The sequence below is a fragment of the Chitinimonas sp. BJB300 genome (genome assembly GCF_002735695.1).
Taxonomy (GTDB): Bacteria; Pseudomonadota; Gammaproteobacteria; order Burkholderiales; family Chitinimonadaceae; genus Chitinimonas.
Map to the genome: position 1 here is coordinate 1 of NZ_PDZH01000117.1, position 12135 is coordinate 12135.

General features: G+C 53.9%; 12 protein-coding genes. 6 read left to right on the plus strand and 6 right to left on the minus strand.

Translation table 11 applies throughout. The annotated features are described in order from the left end of the window. The first annotated feature begins 325 nt into the window (after positions 1–325). The 4 genes from grxC to CSQ89_RS16885 all read left to right on the plus strand — a co-directional run bounded on the left by grxC (position 326) and on the right by CSQ89_RS16885 (position 2550). Positions 326–583 carry a glutaredoxin 3 gene (gene grxC, locus CSQ89_RS16870; protein ID WP_099407262.1) on the plus strand — a complete coding sequence of 86 codons (258 nt, stop codon included), beginning with the start codon at positions 326–328 and terminating at the stop codon, positions 581–583. Between the two features lie 89 nt (positions 584–672). Continuing rightward, positions 673–1134 (plus strand): protein-export chaperone SecB, encoded by a 462-nt coding sequence (gene secB / locus CSQ89_RS16875; protein WP_099407263.1) that lies wholly within the window; start codon positions 673–675, stop codon positions 1132–1134. Beyond that, entirely contained in the window at positions 1112–1564 is a 453-nt protein-coding gene (locus CSQ89_RS16880; RefSeq protein ID WP_099407264.1) for an SH3 domain-containing protein, read from the plus strand. The genes secB and CSQ89_RS16880 overlap by 23 nt, the downstream gene beginning before the upstream one ends. After that, a complete protein-coding gene (locus tag CSQ89_RS16885) occupies positions 1561–2550 on the plus strand; it encodes an NAD(P)H-dependent glycerol-3-phosphate dehydrogenase (protein ID WP_099407265.1) in 990 nt (329 codons plus the stop codon). Before CSQ89_RS16880 ends, CSQ89_RS16885 begins: the two co-directional genes overlap by 4 nt. A gap of 16 nt (positions 2551–2566) precedes the next feature. Here the strand turns inward: CSQ89_RS16885 and bioH are convergent, their stop codons facing one another. Together bioH and bioF are read right to left on the minus strand one after the other, a co-directional pair. After that, a complete protein-coding gene (gene bioH, locus CSQ89_RS16890; protein WP_099407266.1) occupies positions 2567–3331 on the minus strand; it encodes a pimeloyl-ACP methyl ester esterase BioH in 765 nt (254 codons plus the stop codon). After that, complete coding sequence (gene bioF, locus CSQ89_RS16895) at positions 3328–4506, minus strand: 8-amino-7-oxononanoate synthase (protein WP_099407267.1); 1179 nt, start codon at positions 4504–4506, stop codon at positions 3328–3330. The genes bioH and bioF overlap by 4 nt, the downstream gene beginning before the upstream one ends. A gap of 275 nt (positions 4507–4781) precedes the next feature. On the opposite strand from bioF, the gene rfbC reads away from it, so the two are divergent. Then, positions 4782–5327 carry a dTDP-4-dehydrorhamnose 3,5-epimerase gene (gene rfbC / locus CSQ89_RS16900; protein ID WP_099407268.1) on the plus strand — a complete coding sequence of 182 codons (546 nt, stop codon included), beginning with the start codon at positions 4782–4784 and terminating at the stop codon, positions 5325–5327. 53 nt (positions 5328–5380) lie between these two features. On the opposite strand, the gene CSQ89_RS16905 is transcribed toward rfbC, so the two are convergent. From CSQ89_RS16905 to CSQ89_RS16920, 4 genes are all read right to left on the minus strand, one after another. Next, positions 5381–8086 (minus strand): bifunctional acetate--CoA ligase family protein/GNAT family N-acetyltransferase, encoded by a 2706-nt coding sequence (locus tag CSQ89_RS16905; protein WP_199065639.1) that lies wholly within the window; start codon positions 8084–8086, stop codon positions 5381–5383. 154 nt (positions 8087–8240) lie between these two features. Then, on the minus strand, positions 8241–9941 hold the full coding sequence (locus CSQ89_RS16910) for a SulP family inorganic anion transporter (RefSeq protein ID WP_099407269.1): 1701 nt from the start codon (positions 9939–9941) through the stop codon (positions 8241–8243). A 132-nt stretch (positions 9942–10073) separates the two neighbouring features. Then, positions 10074–10280, minus strand: coding sequence for a heavy-metal-associated domain-containing protein (locus CSQ89_RS16915; RefSeq protein ID WP_099407270.1), 207 nt, complete (start codon positions 10278–10280; stop codon positions 10074–10076). A gap of 78 nt (positions 10281–10358) precedes the next feature. After that, positions 10359–11159, minus strand: coding sequence for a YoaK family protein (locus tag CSQ89_RS16920; RefSeq protein ID WP_374701370.1), 801 nt, complete (start codon positions 11157–11159; stop codon positions 10359–10361). Between the two features lie 89 nt (positions 11160–11248). Between CSQ89_RS16920 and ppa the strand changes: the two genes are divergently transcribed. Beyond that, entirely contained in the window at positions 11249–11773 is a 525-nt protein-coding gene (ppa, locus tag CSQ89_RS16925) for an inorganic diphosphatase (RefSeq protein ID WP_099407273.1), read from the plus strand. Positions 11774–12135 lie beyond the last annotated feature (362 nt).

Genomic DNA, 12135 nt, shown 5'->3' on the forward strand with positions numbered 1-12135 from the left:
GTTGTATCTTGTTAAAGAGCGTTTGCTTCTTCAGACCCACTCCGCTAAACTCATTCGTTTCGCTTCGTTTTTGTCTGCGTCAGCAGCAGAGAGGCGAACTATACGCACCGCCCCAACACGCGTCAACTACCAACATTCATATTTTTGCAAAATAGGACTGCAAAATTCAACAAGTCCATGATTCCTTAAACTAATATTCTTCAAGCTGATGGCTAGTCACTTCAAAACTTCAAGCCAAAACTGAGTCTTGTTTACAAACATGTTTTAAAATCCACATATATAATTTTAGTTCATTTGCATACAAGAATAAGCTGTGGAGAAATGAATGCCAAAAATCACTATGTACACCACAGGCTACTGCCCCTATTGCCTTCGTGCGGAACAATTACTGAAGCGCAAAGGCGTAGCTGATATAGACAAGATCCGAATCGATCTTGATACAGCTGAACGTGAGGCGATGATGGCTCGCACAGGCAGGCGTACAGTGCCGCAGATATATATCAATGAACGTCATATCGGCGGCTTCGATGATCTAGCCGCACTAGACCATGCTGGTGAACTCGACCTGCTACTAGCAAGCTAAGTGCCCTAAAATAGCGTGCGTCGGCTGAATCTGCGATGATTCAGCCGCTTTTCATTTGTCTATCCACCTTCGATACAGCAGGAGTCGCTATGAGCGATCAACAAGAACAACCCGTCTTCTCGATTGAGAAGCTGTACGTAAAAGACCTGTCCCTGGAAGTACCGAATGCACCGCAGGTCTATCTTGAAGCCCAGCAACCGGAGGTGGATATGCAACTGCATACCCAAACCCAGCAATTGGATGATGGTTACTTTGAGTCTGTATTAACAATAACGGTCACCGCCCGCCTGGGCGAAAAGACCGTGTTCCTTGTAGAAGCCACACAAGGCGGCATCTTCCAGATTCGTCATATTCCAGCCGAAGATCTTGAACCTATCCTCGGTATGGCGTGTCCGAATATCCTCTTCCCTTATGTTCGTGAAGTGATCTCCGACATCGTTTCACGTGCCGGTTTTCCACCCGTCATTCTCGCTCCTATCAATTTCGAACAACTTTATATGCAACGTCAGAATCAAGCCGCCAGCCAAGATGCACCAGCAACAGTTCAGTAAAATTTTCATTGCAGCACTACTGAGTACCGCAGTGCTGCAAGCCAATGCGCTTGAGTTTCGCTCTGTGACAGCCCACGGTGCCGTTTTCTATGACTCACCTACTTTGCAAGCAAAGAAGTTATTTGTTGCCAGCCGCGGGATGCCGGTAGAAATACTGATTGAGCATACAGATTGGTTACGCGTACGTGATCAATCCGGCGCACTGGCATGGGTTGAGAAAAAGTCACTGGCCAGTAAGCGTACTGTTGTAGTGGCCATGAACAAGGCCGAGGTACGTACGGCAGCTGACGCCAAGGCCGGTTTGTTATTTATTGCAGAGAAGGGCGTGCTGTTTGATCTGCTTGAAGCTGGCAAAACCGGCTGGGTCAAGATCAAACATCGCGATGGCGCTATCGGGTACATCCGGGTCGAAGAGGTGTGGGGCGTATGAAACTAGCTGTATTGGGTGCCGGCGCCTGGGGAACGGCTTTAGCCATGAGCTTTGCCCGTCATCATGACGTCACCCTTTGGGGACGCGATGCCGGGCAAATCCAAGTCCTAAAGGCAACAGGCGAAAACAGCCGCTATTTAGCAGGTTTACGTTTTCCAGCTAATTTGCAGTGCAGTGCCTCGCTGGCGGATGCAACCCGAGATACTGAACTGATATTGGTTGTAACACCCACAGCAGGGTTACGTGACACGCTACGCACCCTGGCTTCACTGGGTAGGCATATCCCCATCTTATGGGCTTGCAAAGGCTTGGAAGCGGATACGCAATTACTGGCTCATGAAGTAGCAGCGGCTGAACTGCCTGAAGATGTGCCTTGTGGCAGTTTAACCGGACCGAGTTTTGCCCAAGAAGTAGCGACAGGCCTACCTGCTGCACTGACACTGGCGGCAGAGGATGAAGAATTTGCCGGTGCAATGGCGGCGAAATTGCATTCCAGCCGCCTAAGAATCTATTCCAGCAACGACATAATCGGCGCAGAGATTGGTGGCGCAGTAAAAAACATCATGGCCATCGCCACTGGCGTAAGCGATGGATTGCAGTTGGGCAATAACGCTCGTGCAGCCCTCATTACCCGAGGGCTGGCGGAGATTACCCGCTTTGGTGTTGCCTTGGGTGCGCGGCCGGAAACCTTTACAGGGCTATCTGGCATGGGGGATTTGATTCTGACCTGTACAGGTGACCTCTCGCGTAATCGCAAGGTGGGCTTATTGCTCGCACAGGGCAAACCGCTAACCGACATCATCCGTGACCTTGGCCATGTGGCGGAGGGCGTAAATACGGCCAAGGCTGTGCTAGGCCAAGCGCAGCGAATAGGTGTCGAAATGCCCATTACCAAAGCCGTATGCGCCATGCTATTTGAAAACCTGGCTACAGCTGAAGCCATCAAATCCTTGATGGGACGCGAAACCAAACAAGAAGCGGCTTAGTAGCCGCTTTTTCATTTCAATGATGCCCTAGAAACTCAAGCTGAGCTGCCACGAATGCCGCCTCATGCGAAATAAATGGCGCATGGCCTGCGCCGGTATGCATCACCAGCTGCGCCCCACTTAGCCGCGCCAACCATTCTCCCACTTGTGACGGCGCCATACGGTCTCGATCGCCATACTGCAACAAGAGTGGACACCCAAGCTCAGTCAAACGAGAGCGAAGATCGGTCTCCTTCAAGATCGTGAGTCCCGCCACCAATGCAGCCAGTTGTGGAACAGGGCGTTCCGCCAAACCACGCTGCAAAGCGCGCAGTACAGAACGACCGTCGCGACTGCCCATGACTTGCAGCCCCAGAAACGTATTCAGCGTAGCGGCATAGTCCCCAGCCAGGCCAGCGGCAAAGGCAGACAAAGTTTCCGCCGACGTGGCATACGGCCAATCAGGCCGTTGTATAAAACTGGGTGAGGAGGCGCAAAGGGTCAATGAGCGGACTTTATCGGCTGCCTGTAATGCCCATTGCATCCCAACCGCGCCGCCCAATGACCACCCCACCACATGTACCGCCAATGGGAAGACCGCATCCAGGCTATTTGCCAAGTTGGCCAGGGTATAGGGAGAAACCATATCACTTGCTCCGCACCCAGGCAGATCAACAATATGCACACAATAGTGGCGGGCTAGGTGTTCCGCCGTTCGTTGCCAGATACCACCGTGGATACCCCAGCCATGTATCAGCACCAGGTCCTCGCCCTGTCCAAACGTTTCGATATACACACTCATCGCGGCTCACCCAAAGATGGCGCGAGTTCAGCCAATGCAGTGATCAACGCGTTGACATCTGCCTCGCTATGATTAGCAGACAAAGTGATACGCAGGCGAGGTGTCTGCACGGTAGGCGGTCGAATTGCAGCAACCCATAGGCCACGCTCCCACAGTGATTGTGACAAAGCCAATGCTTGCTCACTGGTATCCAACAACAATGGTTGGATAGGCGTAATGGATTCAGCCAGACAATAAGTCGAATCCATCAAACCGGCCCGCAGCTGAGCAATACGCGCTCGAAGTTGCTCGCGTCGCCAGCTATCTTGCTCAATTGCCTGGATCGCTGCCAACGAAGCCGCTGCTATGGCTGCAGGATTGGCTGTTGTGTAAATCGCAGTCCGTGCATTGTTCAATAGCCAATCGATAACGGTAGGCTCTGCTGCCACCATGGCGCCAGCACTACCCGCCGCTTTTCCCAAAGTAGCAAGATAGATAATGCGGGCGGAAACCAGTTGCCAGTGCGCCAAGCTCCCCCGTCCTTCACCCAGCACGCCAAAACCGTGGGCATCATCAAGATAAAGCCAGGCGTTGTAGCGTTCCGCTAATGCCAACAAGCCCGGCAAAGGCGCCAAGTCACCATCCATGCTGTAAACCGCATCAACTGCAATCAACTTACGTCTGGCATTCGACTGGGCCAGCTGCCGCTCCAGGGTAAGAAGATCGTTATGGGGAAACCGATGGAAGTGCGCTCGACTCAACACACATGCATCATTCAAGGAAGCATGGTTCAACCGGTCTGCGAACACCGCATCCGTGCGGCCCAGCAGGCTGGTAATCACCCCAAGGTTAGCCATATAGCCGCACGAAAATCCTAATGCCGCTGGTAGACCAACAAAATGAGCAAATGCATGCTCAAGCGCTTCATGTGGTGCCTGATGACCGCATACCAAGTGGGAGGCGCCACTGCCTACACCGTATTGCCCCACGGCCAACGCCGCAGCAGCACGCAGGCGGGCATCATTGGCAAGTCCCAAGTAATCGTTGGCGCAAAAATTAAGCAATGTCTGTCCATCAACCTGAATACGCGGCCCTTGCGCAGAGGCCACTATGCGACGATAGCGGCGTAAATGCTGGCATTCCAATTCGGCAAGGCCGATTTTCAAGTCATGGAGCAGAGGAAAATTTGAGGTCATTCCGACATTCTATCCGCGCTACTTCTCCCTCACTGGGTATAGCGCCACTCACAACCAACACCACTCGTCTTAGAACCTGTCTAAAGTCTGCTGCGCGTCGGCAATATGGCGTTGAAAACACTCTCGGAATGCTCATTTACCACGCGTAAACTCCGCTTCCTCGGTTGTTTTCGCCTTATCTTGCCCTAGCTCGCGAGACTTTAGACAGGTTCTTAGCGTAACCGCATCAGCTCTGTTATCTTCAAAGCCAGCATCAAACCTTGAGCCAACAGACCATGCAAGCGATCCCCACCCATATCCCTGATGTCCTCATGCTTGAACCGAAAGTCTTCGGCGACGAGCGTGGGTTCTTTTATGAGAGTTTCAATAGCCGGGATTTCAAAGAGCTGACTGGTGTCAGTGCAACATTCATACAAGACAACCACTCTAAATCATCACGCGGCGTATTACGCGGGCTGCATTATCAGCTACAGCAGGCGCAGGGTAAGCTTGTACGGGTAACGGCCGGAGAGGTACTGGATGTCACTGTTGATATCCGCCAATCTTCCCCAACCTTTGGCCGCTGGGTTAGCGTTCGGCTTTCCGCGGAGAATAAGCGTCAGCTATGGATACCACCAGGTTTCGCACATGGTTTTGTTGTGCTCAGCGAAACAGCCGAATTCCTGTACAAAACCACCGATTACTATGCACCCGAGCACGAGCGCTGCATTGCGTGGAATGACCCCCAGTTGGCGATCGACTGGGAATACACAGGTGAACCGCAACTATCTGGTAAAGACAAACTGGGGAAGAAACTCAGTGAGGCGGATCTATTTGCCTGAGCAAGCCCTCGGTAAATTAAAAGATCGCGATAGCGGTCTTTTTAATTTACCGATCAAAGCGATTTCACCACCCATCTCAGGGTTGCATCATCTGGATGTGGGCGGATATCAAAGCCCAACTTTTTCATCATGCCCAGCATAGGAGAGTTGGAAGCCAGGATATCGCCCTCAATCGTGCATAAGCCGGCATCCCGTGCCGCGTTAAAGAGCGCCATCATCAGCTGAGCCCCCAGCCCCTTGCCTTGCCACCGGTCCGCGATGGAAATCGCAAACTCCGCGCTGGCTGCATCAGGATTCGCTGTGTAACGCGTCACACCGACCATCTGCACCTTGTCACCTATTTCGACAGTAGCGACAACGGCCATCTCACGGGCGTAGTCAAGCTGGGTAAAACGCACCAGCATGCTGGGCGGCAGCTGTTTCAACGTACTCATGAAACGATTGAAGCGACTCTCATCCGATAGCTCTTCACGCACAAAGCGCTGTAGTTCGTCTGCGTCTTCGGGACGTATTGGCCGAAAGACACACGCAGTACTGTCCTTGAGGTAGCCATGTGCAACCAAATGGACAGGGTAAGGATGCACCGCCATATGACTGTACCGATGAAACCCTGCGGGCAACGGTGCGACGACAATACTGGCATCCACCGTGACTGCACCATACTCATCCACCACCACCGGGTTCAAATCCAACTGCAGCATCTCTGGCAGCTCGCAAGCCATCTCGGATACACGCAGCAGTATGTCCTTCACCGCTTCCATATCCACCGCCGGATGACTGTGAAAAGTGCCTAGTGCACGCGCTACCTTGGTACGACGAATTAAATTAGCCGCGATCATGTCATTCAAGGGTGGCAGGGTCACCGCTATATCCTCGAATACATCCACGGTCAGGCCACCGGAGCCAAACGCAATCATCGGGCCGAATACGGCATCTCGCGTTACTCCCAGCATCAGTTCACGCCCATGCCGCTTTCCGTGCATTTTCTGCACCACCATCCCATGCACGCTGTCTTTGGGCAGACGTTGCCGCGCATAGGCCAGCATAGACTCCGTGTTGTCGGCCACCTGTTCCAAGGAGTTCAAATTGAGCAATACCCCGTCGATATCGCTCTTATGCAAGAGATTATCGGCATCAATTTTCAAAGCAACGGGCAAGCCAATACGCGCCGCTGCCGCTACGGCCTCCTCTGGCGTCCTAACCAACAGCGTAGGCGGGTAGGGAATATGGAAGGCATCCAACACGGCCAATGCCTCCGCCGTAGTCAACACACTGCGCCCCGCCGCCAACGCTTTTGCAATCACCGCGCGGGCGCGGTCCACATCAGGCTCGCTGCGGTTAGTCAATGGGCCGGGCGTTTGGAGGCTGAGTTCTTGGACATAACTCCACGCAGCCAAACTGGCAAAAGCTTCCACAGCGTGTTCGGGTGCGAGGAAATACGCCATATGGGCGCGATCAAGCAACTTGCGCGACAACGCTATCCGCTTGTCACCAAGCCAAACCAACATCAACAATTTATCGGTCCGGCCCCGTAGCTCAATCATACGCTCAGCGGTCGCCAAGTCATCGGTACCCGCCTGCGGCGTCAAGATCACCAACACGCCATCAATATTCGGGTCAGCCAAGCAGGCTTCGGCTGCGGCAAGAAAACGTGCCGGGGGCGCATCGCCCAAAATATCAACCGGATTATCGTGTGCACCGACGGCAGGCAATGCAGCGTCCAGCTTGGCAATGGTCGGTGGGCTGAGTTTGGGCAGCTCCACCCCCAATGCCTGCGCCCGATCAACCGCCATGCGGCCAACACCATAGCCATTTGAAATCACCGCTAGCCTGCGGCCTTTGGTGCGGATATTCGCCGCCAACATCTGCGCCGCGATGGTCATATGCACCATGGTCGGTACCCGCAGCACACCCGTGCGGCGCAACGCGGCATCGAAGGCGTCGTCGCGGCCAATCAGTCGCTCGGAATGCGTACGGGTAACCCGGTCACCGCCGATAGGTTCTCGACCCACCTTCAGGCACACCACCGGCTTCTGCCTGGCAGCCGCGCGCAGGGCACTCATAAAGCCACGCGCCTCACCCACGTCTTCCAAGTACAACAAGATGCCACGTGTGGCATTGTCCTGCGACAGGTAGTCAAGCACCTCGCCGAAGTTCACATCGGCAGCCGCGCCAAGTGAAACAACCGTTGAAAAACCCACATCGTGTGCTTCCGCCCAATCCAGAATCGCACTGGCAACAGAACTCGACTGCGCCACCAACGCCAGATTACCGGGCTTGACCTTGCCATGGTAATTGGCGGCGATCAGCCCCGTCGCAGGCCGCATCATACCTAGGAGATTCGGCCCCAGCATGCGTACGCCGTACTGCTTGGCAACGGTAACCGCTTGTTCCAGCAAGGTGCGGTTATGCACATCAACTGCAACAAAGTCGCGGGAGAGCACCAGCACCATTTTCACACCACGCTCACCACATTCGCGCATCAAACCAGGCAGTGTGCGAGCGGGAGTAGCGATGATCGCCAGATCAATCTCGCCCGCCGGCACGGCAGCAAGACGAGCGTAGACGGTTTGGCCAAATACCTTGGCATGACGCAGATTGACACCATGGAACCTGCCTTTGAAACGCGCATCGAGCAGATTGCGAAAAACGAGCGCCCCCACCGAGTCCGGGGTCTCGGAGGCACCAATCACCACCACACTCCGCGGCTGAAAAAGCGGCGTGAGATAGTGGGCTTTCATGGCGGTCCAACGTTCCATGGCAGAAAATCCGAGGTAAGGTGGTTATACAGACTCTATAAGGTGAAACATTGAGTCAGCTTACGTTACCCAGCCCAGTGTAACCGTATCTTAGGGGTGAACCTAAGTACCTGTTCAATGGCTAGCTGCAAGCTTTTTGGAGAGTATGCGTTCTTCAAGCGCCGCTTTTTATCGCGATTGAAGACTTATGTGACATAACCACGGCCTCGGCACGGGCCAGCCCCCCCACCAAATCCAGTTGGATATTGTCGGCGCCCAGTGTTTGCATCAGGCCTGCCTCTGCAATACGTACTGCGTTGTCGGCCAGCACGCTGCACAGAATCAATACCTGCCCTCGCGCTGCAAGTTTGACGGCAAGTTGTTCAATTGCCAGCAAACCGGTCGTGTCGAGCAGCGTTACACGATGCATTTGCAGTACCACGACCAGCTTATCGTCAGCGACCTCATCAAGCAGCAGGTCAAGTTTGTCTGCTGCGCCAAAAAATAGCGCGCCTTCCATGCGATAAACCACCGTGTGGGCAGGAATGACCTTACCCACGATGGCATGACGAATCAGCGCCTCGGTGTAATCGGGCGTCAGCTGTTTCAGCACCGTCTGATCAGCAATCCGGAAGATAAAAAACATACCCGCCAGCAAAAGGCCAATCTCAATGGCAATGGTTAAATCAAACAGCACGGTTAAAGCAAAGGTCGTCGCCAACACCAGAGTGTCACGACGCGGATAGTGCTGGGCCTTGCGGATATCCCAATCGCCCATCTTGATGGCTGTCGCAACCAAGATGGCCGCCAGTACCGCCAAGGGAACATAACTCGCCAAGGGCGCTGCCACCAGCACTACAATCAATAACGCCAATGCATGAAAAATACCAGCCAGCGGCGTACGACCACCGTTTTGAATATTGGTCGCCGTACGGGCAATCGCGCCCGTAGCGGCAATCCCGCCAAATAGCGGGACAACTAGATTGGCAATGCCCTGCGCCATCAGCTCTTGGTCGGAATCGTGATGATCGCCAGTGGCCTTATCGGCCACTACCGCACAAAGCAAAGATTCGATAGCGCCGAGCAAGGCGATCTTGCTCGCAGGCGACAATAAATTCGAGAAGTTTTCCCAATCAAACAGCAATGGTGTGAATGTCGGTAGACCCAGTGGAATGCCGCCAAACTTACTGCCAATAGTCGCAACGGGCAAATGGGCCAAAGCGGTAACTAGCCCTGCCCCGACAAGCGCCACAAAGGGCGCAGGCAAGCGGCGACCAAAACGCTTGGGCCAGGACAGAATCACTACCAAACTGCTTAGGGCCAGCAAGAAAGTCGGCCAATGCAAGTTACCGATTTCATGCCAGAGCAGATGGAGCACGGCAAAGAAGTTGTCCGGCATGCTGGCCACCTGCAGGCCAAAGAAATCCTTCAGCTGGGTTAGAAGAATGATGACCGCTATGCCATTGGTAAAACCGGTAATGATGGGCATGGGGAAAAATCGGATGAACTGACCCAGCCGAAACACCCCCATCAACAGCAGCATGATGCCGGCCATGAAGGTGGCCACCGCCAAGTTGGCGACGCCATACTGTACGGCGATGCCATGCAAAATGACGATATACGCCCCAGTAGGCCCACCGATACAAAGACGCGATCCACCCAGACCCGAAATCAGCAGCCCCGCAATGATGGCAGTGAAGATACCTGCCTGCGGCGGCACACCCGATGCAATCGCGAACGCCATGGCCAACGGCAGCGCTACAACCGCAACCGTCAAGCCGGCGATCAAATCAGCACGTACACTGGCGCTATCGCACCGGCCGAGAAAGTCGAGCAGACGAGGGCGAAAGTGAGGCAAATAAGGGGCAATGTTCATTGCAGGGCAGACACACAGTCGACCTCACACAAACCAGGATGGCTCGCAGGGACGTGCTTACACCATAGCACTCAGCAATAGAAATGTGCCGCGGCGCACCCGAGCCTTCCTCAGCCCCCACCCAAACGCAGTTCAACCCAGTACGGCGTAACCGACAGCCTCAATCGCCGCTTGCAAGGCAGGAATATTGGTTCGAGCCGGGTCGAAAGTAACTATGGCGCGTTTATCGGCAAGACTAACTGCGACCCGCTGTACACCTGCTTGGGCATTTAACACCCGCTCCACCGAGGCCACGCAACCACCACAATGCATACCTTCAATCAGAAAGGTGTGTTCCATCTCGCTATCCCAGTTTTGAGCAGCACAAAGGCTCTATCACAGCTGCGCGGCAAGTTTAAGAAGCTTTCAAGCAAGTACCTAATCTTGGCGTGATGCCCGCCTCGCCTGCCAATGCATCATGATGTCATCCCAGATAGGCACACAGGCCAACACCGCCAACCAGATGGACAAGGGGATAGTGGCTGCATACCCAAGCCATTTGAAACCGAGCGCTCCCAGCATCGCTCCCAGCAAAAAAAAACTCACCAAAAGGCTTAACAACCCCAGCTTGGCAGCGTTGGCTCGAACCGGTACAGCTTGATCATCCAGGTTTGGGTAGAACAGCTTGCCTAGCTCAATGCCAATATCCGTCAACATACCAGTAAGGTGAGTGGTTCGAATCTCCGCATTTGATAGCTTGGTGATGATGGCGTTCTGCAAACCCATGATGAAACAGAGCAGCATAGTCGTCAGCGGCAACAACCAGTATGTAAAGTGTGCCAGAACCGAACCCAACAAACCAAACAGTAGCAAGAGAATAGCCTCCAACATCAAGCAAAGTGCAAACTCGCTCTGTAGCTGGCGTCGCCTCGCCCAATTGACCAATAAGGCTGTCACTGCAGCGCCAGCCAAGAATGCAACAACAGCGGCCAGTGCTGCTATGGCCAAACCGGTATTGCCAAGCACAACGTCATCTGCCATGGCAGACACCATGCCGGTCATATGCGAGGTGTATTGTCCCACCGCCACAAAGCCCCCCGCATTCACCGCGCCGGCGATAAAGCATAGCGAGTAGCCCAGATGAAGATTGGCCGAGCGACGACGCTCCTTACCACTCAACCCCCGCAGGTATGGAATCGGCACCGTCATACGCTCCTTTTCGTCAGTTGCTTCTGCCATCACCGGGTATGGCTACCGTGCCGGGAATGAAGTCGGCCGGTTATAATCGCCCGGTTTATATTCTTCCCATATTTAATAAGGACTTCACCATGATCCTCGACCGCGTCCCCGCTGGTAAAGATGTGCCCAACGACTTCAATGTCGTGATCGAAATTCCCGCCAACGCCGCGCCAATCAAATACGAGCTCGACAAGGAAACGGGGGCCATGTTCGTCGATCGTTTCATGAGCACCGCGATGTTCTACCCCTGCAACTACGGCTACGTACCACAAACGCTGAGTGAAGATGGCGACCCTGTCGATGTGCTGGTCGTCACTCCGTTCCCGCTAAGCCTAGGTGTCGTAGTCCGCTGCCGCCCACTGGGTGTATTGAAGATGGAAGACGAAGCAGGCATCGATGCCAAACTGGTTGCCGTGCCCGTCGACAAGCTCTGCCCTATGTATAAGGATATCAAGTCCACGACCGACCTGCCCGGCCTACTGCTGGAACAAATCAAGCACTTCTTCGAGCACTACAAGGATTTGGAGAAGGGCAAATGGGTAAAAGTTACCGGCTGGGATGGCATTGAAGCCGCACAGAAGGAACTGGTCGACGGCGTAGCGCGCTACAAGTAAGGTCGTGCATTAGGAACCCGGTAACTATTCTGAACAAAAATCCGGCGGGCATTTCCGCCGGATTTTTTACGCCTCATCAAGATCGACGCATAACACTAAGAACTTACTTTATGGGATAACGTCCATCCTGCAGAAAATGTAGGCTCATAGCCGTACTGTCGCACGCAGAACAGGACTGCCCTGCCGGATAAGCCTGGCTGGCCCCTTCGCACATTATTGAAAGCAGCAACTATTTATAACTGATGTTACGCAGTGCATACGCTAACCTGTCGCAATGAAGAACAAAGAACTCGATTTGTACACCGACTATTTGCTGAGCACGTTTGGTGCGGCGACAGCAACGGGCTTGTCGGCGATGGTAG

Excerpts from the sequence above, each read along its gene's own strand:
- rfbC (WP_099407268.1), top strand. The coding sequence starts at position 4,782 with ATGCAAGCGATCCCCACCCATATCCCTGATGTCCTCATGCTTGAACCG.
- secB (WP_099407263.1), top strand. The coding sequence starts at position 673 with ATGAGCGATCAACAAGAACAACCCGTCTTCTCGATTGAGAAGCTGTAC.
- bioH (WP_099407266.1), bottom strand. The coding sequence starts at position 3,331 with ATGAGTGTGTATATCGAAACGTTTGGACAGGGCGAGGACCTGGTGCTG.
- ppa (WP_099407273.1), top strand. The coding sequence starts at position 11,249 with ATGATCCTCGACCGCGTCCCCGCTGGTAAAGATGTGCCCAACGACTTC.
- CSQ89_RS16910 (WP_099407269.1), bottom strand. The coding sequence starts at position 9,941 with ATGAACATTGCCCCTTATTTGCCTCACTTTCGCCCTCGTCTGCTCGAC.
- CSQ89_RS16905 (WP_199065639.1), bottom strand. The coding sequence starts at position 8,086 with ATGGAACGTTGGACCGCCATGAAAGCCCACTATCTCACGCCGCTTTTT.
- CSQ89_RS16885 (WP_099407265.1), top strand. The coding sequence starts at position 1,561 with ATGAAACTAGCTGTATTGGGTGCCGGCGCCTGGGGAACGGCTTTAGCC.
- bioF (WP_099407267.1), bottom strand. The coding sequence starts at position 4,506 with ATGACCTCAAATTTTCCTCTGCTCCATGACTTGAAAATCGGCCTTGCC.
- grxC (WP_099407262.1), top strand. The coding sequence starts at position 326 with ATGCCAAAAATCACTATGTACACCACAGGCTACTGCCCCTATTGCCTT.
- CSQ89_RS16920 (WP_374701370.1), bottom strand. The coding sequence starts at position 11,159 with ATGGCAGAAGCAACTGACGAAAAGGAGCGTATGACGGTGCCGATTCCA.
- CSQ89_RS16880 (WP_099407264.1), top strand. The coding sequence starts at position 1,112 with ATGCACCAGCAACAGTTCAGTAAAATTTTCATTGCAGCACTACTGAGT.
- CSQ89_RS16915 (WP_099407270.1), bottom strand. The coding sequence starts at position 10,280 with ATGGAACACACCTTTCTGATTGAAGGTATGCATTGTGGTGGTTGCGTG.